The sequence below is a fragment of the Paenibacillus sp. SEL3 genome (assembly GCF_054602585.1).
The window spans coordinates 3095154-3109326 of the sequence record NZ_CM137725.1; the positions used below are offsets into that span (position 1 = coordinate 3095154).

At 43.3% G+C, this 14173-nt stretch carries 10 protein-coding genes; 2 read left to right on the forward strand and 8 right to left on the reverse strand.

The genetic code is table 11. From position 1 onward, the window contains the following. Positions 1-159: 159 nt before the first annotated feature. The 6 genes from ACYCS5_RS14350 to ACYCS5_RS14375 all read right to left on the reverse strand — a co-directional run bounded on the left by ACYCS5_RS14350 (position 160) and on the right by ACYCS5_RS14375 (position 7636). Positions 160-1659 carry a malate:quinone oxidoreductase gene (locus tag ACYCS5_RS14350; protein WP_459761250.1) on the reverse strand — a complete coding sequence of 500 codons (1500 nt, stop codon included), beginning with the start codon at positions 1657-1659 and terminating at the stop codon, positions 160-162. Positions 1660-1897: 238 nt separating this feature from the next. Further along, entirely contained in the window at positions 1898-2686 is a 789-nt protein-coding gene (locus ACYCS5_RS14355) for a class I SAM-dependent methyltransferase (RefSeq protein WP_459761251.1), read from the reverse strand. Positions 2687-2824: 138 nt separating this feature from the next. After that, the gene (locus ACYCS5_RS14360; protein WP_340957474.1) at positions 2825-3688 is read right to left on the reverse strand and encodes a P-loop NTPase family protein; all 864 of its coding nucleotides are present in this window, start codon (positions 3686-3688) and stop codon (positions 2825-2827) included. Between the two features lie 171 nt (positions 3689-3859). After that, positions 3860-5284: an L-arabinose isomerase gene (araA, locus tag ACYCS5_RS14365; protein ID WP_029518894.1), complete on the reverse strand. Its 1425-nt coding sequence runs from the start codon at positions 5282-5284 to the stop codon at positions 3860-3862. A gap of 41 nt (positions 5285-5325) precedes the next feature. After that, the gene (locus ACYCS5_RS14370) at positions 5326-6021 is read right to left on the reverse strand and encodes an L-ribulose-5-phosphate 4-epimerase (RefSeq protein ID WP_013373853.1); all 696 of its coding nucleotides are present in this window, start codon (positions 6019-6021) and stop codon (positions 5326-5328) included. Position 6022: 1 nt separating this feature from the next. Next, the gene (locus ACYCS5_RS14375) at positions 6023-7636 is read right to left on the reverse strand and encodes a xylulokinase (RefSeq protein ID WP_165145520.1); all 1614 of its coding nucleotides are present in this window, start codon (positions 7634-7636) and stop codon (positions 6023-6025) included. A 291-nt stretch (positions 7637-7927) separates the two neighbouring features. On the opposite strand from ACYCS5_RS14375, the gene ACYCS5_RS14380 reads away from it, so the two are divergent. Both ACYCS5_RS14380 and ACYCS5_RS14385 read left to right on the forward strand, forming a co-directional pair. After that, positions 7928-9010, forward strand: a complete 1083-nt coding sequence (locus tag ACYCS5_RS14380) for a GntR family transcriptional regulator (protein WP_318627784.1) — start codon at positions 7928-7930, stop codon at positions 9008-9010. 211 nt (positions 9011-9221) lie between these two features. After that, the gene (locus ACYCS5_RS14385) at positions 9222-11216 is read left to right on the forward strand and encodes a serine hydrolase (RefSeq protein ID WP_459761252.1); all 1995 of its coding nucleotides are present in this window, start codon (positions 9222-9224) and stop codon (positions 11214-11216) included. 200 nt (positions 11217-11416) lie between these two features. On the opposite strand, the gene ACYCS5_RS14390 is transcribed toward ACYCS5_RS14385, so the two are convergent. Both ACYCS5_RS14390 and ACYCS5_RS14395 read right to left on the reverse strand, forming a co-directional pair. Continuing rightward, on the reverse strand, positions 11417-13216 hold the full coding sequence (locus tag ACYCS5_RS14390) for a response regulator (protein WP_459761253.1): 1800 nt from the start codon (positions 13214-13216) through the stop codon (positions 11417-11419). 100 nt (positions 13217-13316) lie between these two features. Then, positions 13317-13904 carry a sensor domain-containing protein gene (locus ACYCS5_RS14395; RefSeq protein WP_165146374.1) on the reverse strand — a complete coding sequence of 196 codons (588 nt, stop codon included), beginning with the start codon at positions 13902-13904 and terminating at the stop codon, positions 13317-13319. Positions 13905-14173: the final 269 nt, after the last annotated feature.

Below are 14173 nucleotides of genomic sequence, written 5' to 3' on the forward strand. Positions count from 1 at the left end.
GATTGCAAAACTTTGTTTTGTTAAACAAACATTTTTAGCGGTGGGGATTTTCTTCCCACCGCTTGGTGTTGTTGCTTATTGGGCTCTAAAATATATCGTAAGATTACTGTGCTTTTTATTAAAAATATTTGGATGATCGAGTTACTAGCCATGTAAAAATTAACGATGAAGCGGTTCCCTTTCGCCCAGACCGAGCACCTCCGTTGTGGAGTCATAAATTTCTTGGTAAAGCTCTGGGTTTTCCGCTAGTGACACCCCATAAGAAGGAATCATTTCTTTTATTTTTGGTTCCCACTCTTCCATATGTTGTGGGAAGCATTTTTCCAATACTTCCAGCATAACGTGAACAGCAGTAGAAGCACCCGGAGAAGCGCCGAGCAGTGCAGCTATCGAACCATCAGCGGCACTAACCACTTCTGTACCAAATTGAAGTGTTCCTTTACCGCCCTCCGTATCTTTGATCACCTGCACACGTTGACCCGCTACCACGATCCCCCAGTCCTCGATTTTGGCGTTCGGAATAAACTCGCGTAATTCTTCCAGACGCTTTTCATTCGATAACATCACTTGCTGAATCAGGTATTTGGTCAATGCCATCTCTTTTGCGCCTGCCGCCAACATCGTGATGAGATTATTGGGTTTTACAGATCCGATCAAATCCAAATTTGAGCCCGTTTTCAAGAACTTCGGTGAGAAGCCGGCAAACGGTCCAAATAGCAGTGCTTTTTGGTTACCGATATATCTTGTATCCAGATGCGGAACAGACATGGGAGGAGCACCAACCTTAGCTTTACCGTATACTTTCGCATGATGCTGGGCGACAACCTTAGGATTGTTACATACCATAAATAGTCCACTTACCGGGAATCCCCCGATATATTTGGACTCAGGAATACCGGTTCTTTGTAGCAAAGGTAGACTTCCACCCCCACCACCGATAAAGACAAATTTGGCAGTATGGTATTCGATTTTACCGTTATCCAGATTATGGACTTTGACTTTCCACGAGCCGTCGCTCGCACGTTTAATATCCTTTACACTATGCTTGTAATTGATCTCAACGTTTTTACTTTTTAAATGCTCAAACAACATGCGTGTTAAAGCACCAAAGTTGACATCTGTTCCAGAGTCGATTTTGGTTGCCGCGATTGGTTCATTCAATGTACGGCCTTCCATAATTAGCGGAATCCATTCCTTCAGCTTTTCAGGGTCGTTGGAAAATTCCATGCCTTGAAATAGAGAAATAGTTGAAAGCGCTTTAAACCTTTTTTTCAAAAAAGATACATTTTTCTCTCCTGTTACCAAACTCATATGAGGTATTGGCTTGATAAAGTCCTGAGGATTACGAATCAAATGGCTGTTTACAAGAAAAGACCAAAACTGTCTTGAAAGCTGAAACTGCTCATTAATGTCTACAGCTTTACGAATATCTATAGATCCATCAGCTTTTTCGGATGTATAGTTCAGTTCGCACAGTGCAGCATGGCCTGTACCTGCATTATTCCATTCGTTAGAGCTTTCTTCTCCTGCGTTTGCGAGTTTCTCAAACACTTTAATTTCCCATTCTGGTGCTAACTCTTTTAGCAATGATCCCAGAGTCGCGCTCATGACTCCGGCACCAATTAAGATAACGTCTGTATTTTTCTGAATGCTATTCATAAAAACCTTCCTTATCTCTTATATTTGCAAAAAAGAGCAGGCCCTCCTGCTTAGGTGATACAAGAAGCAAGGCTCCACTCAGGAACATATCTTTTCTGTCTCTATTATAACTAAAATATAATCTTTTAAAAATTATATTGTCTATTATCTGATAATTATAAATCATTTCTGCTAAAAAGTGAGAATTTTCTTTGCAAAATAATAAGAATGGATCTCAACACGCTGTATTATTGGGGCTTCACTTACTAGCAGTAATAACAGACACTGACAATTCTTCGGTAAACACACCCGTGGAGTCCATATCTAGTAGAACAGATGTTAAATCATTTTCAAATCGTACTAAATTATCACCAAAAAGGCGTCTTGAAGCAAATGATGTAGAGTACAGATTTCCAATGATCGAATCAACAGTCCATGTATATGAATAACTCGGTAAAATATGTCTTTGGACATTTTTGAATCCAGATTTTCTTACAATATCCTCATACCTCTCCTTTGGGGGAGTGTAAGTGCTATTACCAGCTCTTCTTGCGTCTCCTAGCCAACGTCTCACTACTTCGTTGACCTTGAGTTGCCAAAGTAAGGGTTCCTGCTTCCCAGTATTATCAATAATAGCTACGCCACCATTAGTATCAGAACTGTTATACAGAATGTCAAGAATGGACTCTCTATCCATCCAATGAAATGCTTTCGCAATTATAACTAGGCGAAAGACACCCCTGTCACATACGCGCTCTTCCGCCCTTCCTTGTACCCATTTAACATTGTCCAACCTTTTATCACTGGACAAACGGTTTGCTTCATCTAGCATTTCTGATTCAGTATCTACACCTACTATTTCTTCAAACCAATCACTAAATCTTAGAGCTAGCTGACCCGTTCCACATCCTAAGTCAAGCAAGCGACCTTCCCCATTCAGAGAAAACTTGTTAACTAAAAACCGAATAAGCGACGAAGGATAAGGAGGTCGATACCTAGAGTAGTACCAAGCGGTACCTTTAAATAGATCTGGACCATAATCACTCATAGCTTATAACCTTCTCTCTACTGAACTTTTAAAACATGAGAGTCACAGGGCTGCCTGTAACGGCAAGTTTTTGGGCCAATCTTTACGGGACAGGCCCTTTCTAATTGCACTAACGTTTCCTCGAATGAGCTTCATGGTTTATAAATACTTCATCATGATATTCGAAACAGTCTGTTGTTGATTCACCCAATCATAATCGGAGTTATCCATAACAAACGATTGAAAAGGAAGTTGCTCAATAATTTGTAATTCTAGCTCTCGTCGATATTCAAGGAACTGAATATATCCCTCGTACCCATGAAGCCCCTTCTTCTTTCCATAATCTTGCTCTGTATGGTACCAAATCGTGAAATCTAACCATTCTTGAGATCTCATCGTTTTTACTCGCTCAATCGTCTCACGCACATCAGGTTGCTTCAAATAGAACAAAATTGGATTTAACTCCTGAATTTGCTCCGCAATCTGTAATACATGCCGAACAAATCGATCATTTCCAGCATCATGCCGGGCGAGTAATGCACACCCTGGGTTCTGTAAAAAACAGCATTCGAGTATGATTAGCTTTTCCTTTTCTCGCTGATCTTTAACAAAAGACTTCCAACGTTGGATCATCAATTCGCAGTACTTTTCCACGGGTACTCCATCGTAGATTTCATAACGCTGGATTTCCTCATACAAACTAGAAGGAATTTTATTTTGGGCTGATTGCTGCGCAAGCGCATATGCGATTAAAGAGTCGTTGCCATTCAAAGATACGAACGGATCAATGTAATGAAACACCTCGGAATAGATTGATCGGAGCCGATCAAGTTCTTCGTTCGGCATACATGCAACCGATTCATAATCAGCGGGATGCCGTAAATTTCCTTCTAAAAATAGTTCCGATTCTATTTGATGTGTATTTAACATGTCATGTATGTATCTAGATAATGTGGATTTGCCAGAACCAGGTATGCCTTCGACGATAACCAATTTCGTTTTCGTAGCTGGTACATTCGCCATAGTATCACATCCTTATGAATTAAATGATTACCTTAAGGAGAATCCAATTATCTCGTTATATCGCCAGATAGCTTAGGAACCTTTCCTTTATCTCGACATCCTTAGAAAACCAATAAAAAGCATTGGATCCTAAGGACTGACCCAATGCTTTTATAGATGGCTATCTTCTAGTTATTTAATAATTACGTATTCCAGGTTAACCAGTTTTGCATAAGTCACAATTTGGTCTGTGGTTAGATTCAAGGAAACCACAGTATGGTGACCGCCACCGTTCTCAATCCATGCCTTAACTCCATCCTGGAAGTTAGGCTTCACGTTCCACAGTACACGGGCTACCGGAAGATTTGGAGCAGGAACTGTCGGTTCAAATGCAGTAACCTCATTGATCAGCAGTTTATAATGGGTGCCAAAGTCAGCCATAGAAACCACCACACCGTCTCCTGCCTTGCCGTCAAATACCAGACGGGCTGGATCTTCACGATCGCCGATACCTAACGGAGAAACGATGACTTTAGGCTTGTTGCTCGCCAACGTTGGGTCAACTTCAAGCATATGGGATTGAAGGATCGATTCCTGACCAGCCGCTAATTCATAGGTGTAGTCTTCCATAAAGCCAGTGGATTGGTTATGGCTCATGACTTTAAGCAGGCGATCGAGCGCTGCAGTCTTCCAGTCTCCTTCACCAGCAAATCCGTATCCTTGTGCCATCAAACGTTGAACGGCAAGACCAGGGAGCTGTTTCATACCATAGAGGTCTTCGAAGTTCGTAGTGAAGGCAGTATAGCCGCCATGATCCAGGAATCGTTTAATAGCAATTTCATAGCTTGCTTGCACTCTTACACTGGCTTCCCAAGCTTCCTTGCTATAAGTACCATAATCGAATTCATAAAGTTCAGAGTATTCCGCAAACAAAGCATCAATCTCTTCTTCTTTCACAGCATTGACGTACTGAACGAGGTCGCCAATTCCGAAGTAGTCAACAGTCCATCCAAATTGAATTTGGGCTTCGACCTTATCACCTTCCGTAACGCCAACATTACGCATATTGTCGCCAAAGCGGGCGACTTTGATATTGAAGCTTTCGTTATAAGCAACCGCTACATCCATCCACTCCGCGATTTGTTTTTGCACTTCTGCACGTTCCCAGTAACCTACAACCACTTTATTCTGTTTCTTCAAGCGGGCGTTGATAAACCCATATTCACGGTCACCATGAGCTGCCTGATTGAGGTTCATGAAGTCCATGTCAATTGTAGCCCAAGGAATGCTTTCATTGTACTGTGTGGCCAAATGAAGTAGCGGCTTTTGCAGCAATTTAGTACCGCGAATCCACATTTTTGCAGGTGAGAAAGTATGCATCCAAGTGATGACACCAGCAACCTCATCACGATAGTTGACTTCTTTCATAAGGCTGGTGATTTTGTCTGCACTAACCGCCAGATCTTGCAATACAAGCGGATAAGGCAGAACGCCGCTCTTATTTAGGGCATCGGTCATTTCTTGTGCGTGTGCTTTGACTTCTGCTAATGCTTCTTCTCCATACAGATGTTGTGAACCTACGACAAACCAGAACTGTTTTGTACCTACTGTTGACATAACATTCATCCTCTTTTCTTCGTTTGTTAGTTTAGTTGGTCTTACTTTTGCCCGTAGTAGGCGTCTTTCCCATGTTTGCGCAAATAGTGTTTATCTAGAATGCGCTGCGGCAATTCTTCGGCAAAATGATTCAATTCCCGTGCGAATAAATTCATTTTCGAAACTTCTTCCAATACGACGCTATTCATGACTGCAGATTTCGCATCCTTACCCCAAGTGAAAGGAGCATGACCCTTAAGCAGGACACCTGGCACTGCTAAAATATCCAGCCCGCGCTGCTCAAAAGTTTCGATGATGACACGGCCGGTTTCGGCTTCGTAGCCACGATCAATCTCCTCTTGTGTCAAGAAACGAGCACAGGGAACAGAACCATAGAAGGTGTCTGCATGAGTAGTCCCCATTACAGGTACATCCAGGCCTGCCTGAGCCCAAATCGTCGCCCAAGTCGAATGCGTATGCACAATACCGCCGATCTCTGCGTAGTGCTTGTAAAGTACGGCATGAGTCGGTGTATCCGATGAAGGTCTCATCTCTCCTTCAACAACATTGCCGTCAAAATCAACAACCACCATATCGCTAGGTTTCATCGTGTCATAACTAACACCACTCGGTTTGATAACGAATAAGCCACGCTCACGATCAACAGCGCTTACGTTACCCCAGGTGTATTTCACGAGTCCATGTTTAGGCAAATCCAGATTGGCTTGAAATACTTCTTCTTTCAGCTGCTCTAACACGTCAATTCCTCCAGTTTTCCACTAGATTATCTACAGCAGCCTGCTCAATCGCCAGGCCTTGTGTATAGCGTTCTAAGAATGTTTCGAATCCCTTAACATCGGAACCGTCAGGATGAATTTCTTGTCCCTCAACATCTCTAAATACTTTTTGGTCGAGGAAGTCTTCCAGACTTTCTTGTTGATCCTTGTTCATCATGTAAGAAGCCAGAATAGCCATACCCCACGCTCCGCCTTCTCCAGCTGTTGACATCACGGATACCGGGACATTCATAGCAGCCGCAACAATCTTTTGTCCGACGATAGGGGTTTTAAATAAACCACCGTGAGCCAGAATGCTGTCAATTGCGACGTATTCTTTCTTCGTCAAAATATCCATTCCGATTTTCAAAGCAGCAAATGCAGTGAACAGATGCGTCCGCATGAAATTGGCCAAATTGAAACGGCTCTCAGGAGAGCGGACAAACAACGGTCTGCCTTTCTCTATTCCGGTGATATTCTCCCCTGACAAATAGCCATAGCTGAGTAAACCACCGCCATCTGGATCCGCTTCCAAAGCCTTATTCAGCAACACACTGAACAATTGATTCGGATCCGCCTTGTGCCCCATGGCCTCATAGAATTCACGGAACAAGCCCAGCCAAGCATTGAGATCACTTGAACAGTTGTTGGCATGAACCATGCCGACCGGATTACCATTCGGTGTGGTCACCAGATCAATTTCCGGATATACCGCTGAAAGGTCCTTCTCTAATACAATCATGGCAAAAACCGAAGTTCCCACAGACACGTTGCCAGTACGTTTTCTCACACTATTCGTAGCGACCATTCCTGTTCCCGCATCACCTTCTGGAGGACAAAGCGGAATACCAGGTTGTAAGTCTCCGGATTTATCTAAGATTTTCGCTCCCGCTGCGGTTAGTACACCTGCCTGCTCGCCTGAGATATGAACTTTAGGAATAATGTCTTGTAACTTCCAATCGTAGCCTTTGGCTGCAATGAGTTCATCAAACTGCTTAACCATCGACTCGTTATAATCATGTGTAGTCTCATCAATTGGGAAAATCCCCGAAGCGTCTCCGATACCAATTGCCTTATCGCCAGTCAGCAGCCAGTGGATATATCCAGCCAACGTCGTCATAAAATCAATATGAGGGACATGTTGCTCTTCGTTCAATATCGCTTGATACAAGTGAGCAATACTCCATCGCTCAGGAATGTTGAATTGAAATTTATCAGTTAAAGCTTTTGCTGCAGCCCCGGTTGTCGCATTCCGCCAAGTCCGGAACGGAACAAGCAACTCACCCTTGCTGTCAAAAGCCATATAGCCGTGCATCATTGCAGAGAATCCTATAGAACCAACCGTACGAAGGGTGACTCCATATTTTTGCTCAACCTCTTGCTTCATTTCACGATAAGCCTCTTGCAGGCCCATAATAATACTCTCTAAGTTGTACGTCCAATATCCATCTACCAGGAGGTTTTCCCACTCATAGCTTCCAGATGCGATGGTTTCAAAACGATGATCAATCAGCACTGCCTTGATACGTGTGGATCCAAATTCGATACCAAGTGAGGTTTCTCCCTTAGTAATCGCTTGTTTAATGTCTTGATCCATGCTCACGTTACTCCTCTCTCTGAACAACTGTTATAATCGCATTAATTGAAAGAAGGCGCTTTCTTTTGTTTACAGCCTTAGTATATTTTTTGTGCGTACATTTGTCAACACAAAACCGTAGTTATACTTACAAATAATTTGACAAACCGAGTGTTTTTCTAGTTTTAACTTTAGTATTTATACAGATAGGACAATAGATTATAATAAACTCATAATTATGCTAAAATATGTACATACAAATATTATAGATGCATTAATTAGTATTAGAACAACTTGGAAAGAAGGAATAAAGTGAAACCAAAGTATCAGGTCATCCTTGAGGATATAAAAAGCAATATTCTTTCAGGGGCATACAGCGTAGGAGAACAAATTCCAACGGAATTCGCTTTGCAGGATAAGTATAAAGTTAGTCGCCAGACGGTTCGGAAGGCTATTTTGGAACTATCCAACGAAGGTTTCTTAAGAAGTGAAAAAGGATCTGGCACCTATGTCAGTAACCAATTCCGCTCAAAGACTGGTGGGAACTCCAGTAATAAAACCATCGGAGTCATCACGACCTACATCTCTGATTACATCTTCCCCTCGATAATTCGCGGGATTGAAGCCAGATTAAATGAAGATAATTATTCATTACTATTAGCGAGTACCAATAATGATGTCGCCCAGGAAAAGAAAGCCTTGGAGATGATGCTGTCCTTTGGTGTGGATGGTTTGATCATTGAGCCTACGAAGAGCAATCTATATAATCCCAATATCGCTTATTATCTGACGTTCAAGGAACAGGATGTTCCCTTCATCATGATTAATGCCTATTATGAAGAGTTGGAAGTTCCTTACTTCTGCCTCGATGACGTACAATCCAGCTATCTGGCAACCAAAGAATTGATCGCTAACGGACACACACAGATTGGTATCATTGCCAAAATGGACGATTTACAAGGAAAGTATCGAATGAAAGGCTATATCAAAGCGCTTGGAGAAGCCAAATTACGGTTTCACCCCGAGCAAGTGCTCTCATTCTATACTGAAACGAAGCAGGATTTGTCCACCAATTTGAGGAAATTTCTGACCGAACAAAGAGACGAGTTAAGCGCAATTGTCTGCTATAACGACGAGGTAGGATTAGAAGTTGTACATGTATGCAGACAACTTGGGATATCTGTGCCCGAAGACTTATCCATTATTGGTCAAGATAATTCCTATATTTCCAAGAATGCAAACATCAAACTAACGACATTAACGCACCCCCAGGAACAAATGGGACGTGATGCCGCCGATTGGGTTATTAAGAAACTTCAAGGGAAAAAGGATCTACGTAACCACACCTATTATCAGCCTGTGTTAATTGAAGGAGAGACGGTTAAGAAGAACTGAGGTAAAAAAGGATATGTAACTGTGGTGAATTTCCGTTTTTTCTGAATGACCCATTGCCCTTTAAACCTAGTGCCTAATTGTCATATGACACTTTGGAGTGACTTGGTATGGTGGGTGGCGAAATGTAACTTGTTGGTATGACAAGTCCTTTGCCATACTTGGTTTTGCCGGACGCTATAAGGCAAAAATACATTTCAAGGAGAAATCATTCATGAAAAAAATGATTCACACCAGTCTCGCGGTTCTACTATTATCTGCTACGGTAACTACCGCGTGTATGGCACCCAACGGCGCATCAGTTGCCGCACCCGTTAACGTACCAGTTGCATCTGAGAAGGCTAGCTTGGAGGGACCGCGAGATGCTAAGGAACTGGAAGCTTTTGCAGATGGCGTTTTTGCGGACAAGATGAAGAAGTATAATACAGTTGGTTCTAATTTTGTGGTCGTTGCAGGTGGGAAAGTGATGCTAAGCAAAGGTTACGGGTATGCCGACAAGGGCAAAAAAATTCCTGTTGATAAAAATACCGTTTTCCAAATCGGCTCTGTTACAAAGTCATTCACTGCATTGGCAGCTATGCAGTTGGTCGATAAGGGGAAAATGGATTTAAAACGCGATATCCAAGAGTATTTAGGAGGAATAAAGGTTCCGAATAAAACAGGAAAAAAACTGACGATGTTTGATCTACTTACATATTCAAGTGGATTTGATGAACCAGATATTTCCATGGAAATGCATCCAGAATACGCGGACAAATATTTTCCGATGAAGAAGTTCATTGCATCAAATATGCCAACTGTTGTCAGGACTCCAGGAGAAGCGTACACTTATGACAATTTTGGTTTCATGCTAGCGGGATATGCTGTAGCAAACGTAACGGGTATGTCATATTCCAAATATATGGAAAAGAATATTTTCAAACCGTTAGGCATGAATTCGACGAATGTGCGGTTTCCCCCCCAATTGTTAAGCAGAATGGCTGCTCACTATGGACCAACAGGCGAACTGATACCCTTGGACGGGTTTAAACCAACGGAAAAACCTGAAGGCGGTATCGTCTCAACAGCAGATGACATGGCGAAGTACCTCATTATGCACCTGAACAAAGGCAAGTACAAAGGTAAAGAAGTGGTGAGTCCAAAGAGCATAGAGCAAATGCACACATACCAATTATTCCCTGACAAGGAGTTCCCGGTTACAACAATTGGATTCGAAGGCTACTTCAAAGAGAAAATGAATAATCAGCATGTGATTCTAAAAGGAGGAAATGTTACAGGGCATTCTTCCTTGATTGTTATTCTGCCTGAGAAGAATACAGCGATGTACATGTCCTACAATAACGACTCCATGATGAGTCTTGACGTGTATGAAGAATTTATGAATCATTATTATCCGAGAAAATCAGAACTTCCAAAGTCAACCTACGCGACAATAAGTGAGCAGCAGGCCCAAGACTACGTGGGATTATACCAAAATACGCGTTTTGCTGCCTTAAGAACGAAGGTTTCGTATTCGGATGGGAAATTAATAATGGAGACAGGAACATCAGGCAAACATACACTAAAAATGATCCACCCTTTATTATTTGAAGATGAATCAGGTAATAAATTGACGTTTAATAAAAATCAAGCAGGCCATATTGCATATTTGTATTACATGCAACTCCCAGACCTCGTTGCTTATGCGCAAAAAATAAACATTAATTCACCATTTTCTGATGTACCTGCGGATAGTAAATATATTTCATATATAAACAACCTTAATGCTTTGAAAGTCATGAGTGGAAAGTCAGCCAACCTCTTCGATCCAAAAGGAACGATGACTCAGAGAGAATTCTCAGAAGTGCTACTGCGTGCCCACGGGTGGTATAAACAACCTTTCATGATTGAACCGAATAAAAAGCAGATGATGGCCGGACTACGTAATTATCAGCCTAATTCTCCTATCACTAGACAAATGGCGGCGGTAATGATCCAGAACCTGAAACAGGTTGAGCCTGGAATTAAGGTTAAATTGGGTGGCGAAACGGATGCTTGGGCAGTTAAAGCCATCACAGCTCTTGTTTCCCAAGGTATCATGGACCCGAATACCAAGATCAATTTAGACGGCTCCATAGACTTCCGCTCCAAACAGCTTTTGAAGCGTCAAGAAGCCAGTGCCTTGTTGGATCAAGCATTTAATTACTATACGTTGCCAATCAGTCACTAATTCAAAAGGATTAAGTAAATTTTCTACCGTAAAGGACAGTGCTTACTTCGGGATTAACGAAAAAAAGCGCGAGTGCAGGGGGGATTTCCCCATGACTCGCGCTTTTTGGTTCATCTCGCCCATTTAAGAATGTTATGGGCAAGCAAAACCAACCGATAAGGGCACGGTACTAGCAGGCACCTAAGGAGGCGTACCGAAAGTTATTCCATAAGCCCTGCCTCCCGGGCCTTTTGCACTGCTTCCTCTCGGTTGCGAACCCCCAGCTTCAGATAGACCGATGACGCATAGTTTCTAACCGTACCATCGGATAAATACAATTTGGAAGCAATGGTTTTATATCGCAGTCCTTTCGACACGAGCTGTAAAATTTCAAGCTCCCGTGAAGTTAAATCATAGGTCGCAGCCACTTTGGTTGTCGACGGAACGTCTCCGCTCTTGGCGGCTTCCAGCTGAGCAAACAATTTGTGCGACATCTCCTGATCGATCAGCGTGCCTCCGCGATAGACCGTACGTATTGTTTCGGCAAGCTCTACCGGCTTCATCGACTTCAATAGGTATCCGTCCGCTCCGCTTCGCAGCGCTTCCAGAGCCTGTCCAGTATCTTCGAACGTGGTGAGAATCAAGATGCGGATGTGGGGCCACGTTTGTTTTATGGTACGGGATGCGGAGATTCCGTCCAGGTTCGGCATGTCCAAATCCATGAGCACCAGCTGAGGCTGAACCTGTCTGCACAGTTCGATGGCTTGCTCGCCATCTTCTGCCACCCCTACGACTTGCAAATCTTGCTGCTCCTCGAGAAGAATCCGTAGACTTTCACGGATAAAAGGCTGGTCATCGACGACCAACAGACGGATGACATCATCCTTAAGCTCCGTTTGTCGTGGCAGGGTGCAGGTAACGAGGGTGCCTTCGCCCGGTTGGGTATAGACGCCAACATGACCTTGCAAATTCATCGCTCGCTCTTTCATGGCGTTCAAGCCGAAACCATCCCGTCCATGTTCCATCCCACGGCCGTTATCTTGAATTTCCAGCCTCGTCTGCTGAGGCTCGAATTGCACTGAAACCGTAATCTCCGTCGAGTGTCCATGACGCACGGCATTCGTCAATGATTCTTGCAAGCAGCGATACAGCGCTATCTTCGCTTGCTTCGTTACAGGGTATTCCTCCCCGAAGGCCTGGAAACGAACCGACACCTTAGCATGCTCCTGAAACTCCTCTGCCAGCTTCCGCAAAGACTGAAGCAGTGGGAGTTCTTCATGCGGCGATTCGATTTGATGCACATAGCCTCTCACTTCATCCATATTTTCCCGGGCCAGGTTCAATAGGGAATCGAGCCGTTTCGTTCCTGTATCCGTCTCTAGCTCAGGGCGCAAGGTTTCCAACCCCATAATGAGGGAAGTGTACGCATGACCGACGGTATCATGGAGCTCTTTGGAGAGCCGATTCCGCTCTTCGGCCAGCGTGATGCGCTCGATTTGGGACAAGTACTGCTCCAGCACCGCATTTTGCTCGCGTATAATTTCACTTTGACGATGATTGACCATCAATAAATGGAAGGAAAATCCGAATGCATAAGCCGTCCCGAATTGAATGGTCATAATCCAAAAATCAATCTGCTCTGCAAGCAGCTTAACTATAGCGGGTAGGAGCAGTATGGATAAAGGACCTGACCAAAGATATGTTCTTTGTTTGCTATTAGAGGCAATCAAAAATGCATATACCAGGAATGTGAGGTAGGCTTCTGGAAAGAACAAAACTAAATACAGGCAGAGCCCGCCCGGGATCACAATCTCGGTAAGCAGGTAGTATCTATAATTGAGCTGCAAGCACAGCCAGGGAACGGAAAAAGCAATAAGCTGCCAAAACACAAGAACCCAAAGCGGCAGCGTGAAATGAGCTTGCCGCTCTATGATAGTGAGCAGGAGAGAAGTACTGCAAATCAGGCGGATCATAAGCATGAACCAGTCGTACCAGAACCACTGCTTTACCATATCGAACAAAACCATCAACCCCTAAGAACTATCAGTATGACATTACGTAACTATTATAGAGCAGATCATTATCCAACAATACTTTTAAATCCAGACCGGGACATTCCGGCTACCGGTTCACACTCTTGATCATACGACGGGTGTAGCCTCCTAGCATGCGCGTGAAGCTGTTCGCAAGCCTGTAGCTCACCATAGTGAATATGACTCCTGAGGCCGAAACCAGTACGGATTTTATCACAGTATCTATAGGTACACCCATAAAATAATAATTAAATAGTGGAAAGAGGAGCGGGGCCGCAATCATTGCGAGTGGAGTTATATAAAGCAAGGCTGCACTAATGAGGCTTAAAATCCCCACCGGAAGCTTCAGCATCAGCCAGCCGATAGCGATCCAGTTGCGCCGATTTAGCAGCTCCTTCCTTGCTTGAAGCCAGATAGAGGCATCGGTGTTTATTGGTTTAACGTAAAGCTCTGTGGTAATATCCGTATAGATCTTGGTCTGTGTGCGTTCAAATTGCAGGAAGGTGTTTGTAGTTCGCAAAATGCGAGTAATCAGAGGAACGCCCGCGACGGTAAACGAAAGACTCAAGCCTAATGTAAGAGCGACCAGATAAAAGCAAAAGTAAAACAATCCGGTAGCGAAAGTAAGCAGTAGGAAATAGCCATTTTGAATAAAGCTGACGACGGTTCTTGTCATCAAAGAGCTCACATCCTTTACAAGTAGTCATCGTATCCTACGGCTCTTGATGTCAAATCCGCCAGTGCCATAATGTCATATGACACAAAGCGAAAGCGGTCTGCGAACCTAATGGGGAAAAACAACAGTAGTTACTGTGTGTACGGCAATTTTGGATCGCACGGCTAAACAAAAACTGCCCACCAAAAACTTAGAAGCTTGAAATTTACACTATCCATATATTGAGCTTGTCATTATAAATTGAATAACATTTAGAGATACGTAGAAAC

Excerpts from the sequence above, each read along its gene's own strand:
- ACYCS5_RS14375 (WP_165145520.1), bottom strand. The coding sequence starts at position 7,636 with ATGGATCAAGACATTAAACAAGCGATTACTAAGGGAGAAACCTCACTT.
- ACYCS5_RS14385 (WP_459761252.1), top strand. The coding sequence starts at position 9,222 with ATGAAAAAAATGATTCACACCAGTCTCGCGGTTCTACTATTATCTGCT.
- ACYCS5_RS14395 (WP_165146374.1), bottom strand. The coding sequence starts at position 13,904 with ATGACAAGAACCGTCGTCAGCTTTATTCAAAATGGCTATTTCCTACTG.
- ACYCS5_RS14350 (WP_459761250.1), bottom strand. The coding sequence starts at position 1,659 with ATGAATAGCATTCAGAAAAATACAGACGTTATCTTAATTGGTGCCGGA.
- araA (WP_029518894.1), bottom strand. The coding sequence starts at position 5,284 with ATGTCAACAGTAGGTACAAAACAGTTCTGGTTTGTCGTAGGTTCACAA.
- ACYCS5_RS14355 (WP_459761251.1), bottom strand. The coding sequence starts at position 2,686 with ATGAGTGATTATGGTCCAGATCTATTTAAAGGTACCGCTTGGTACTAC.
- ACYCS5_RS14360 (WP_340957474.1), bottom strand. The coding sequence starts at position 3,688 with ATGGCGAATGTACCAGCTACGAAAACGAAATTGGTTATCGTCGAAGGC.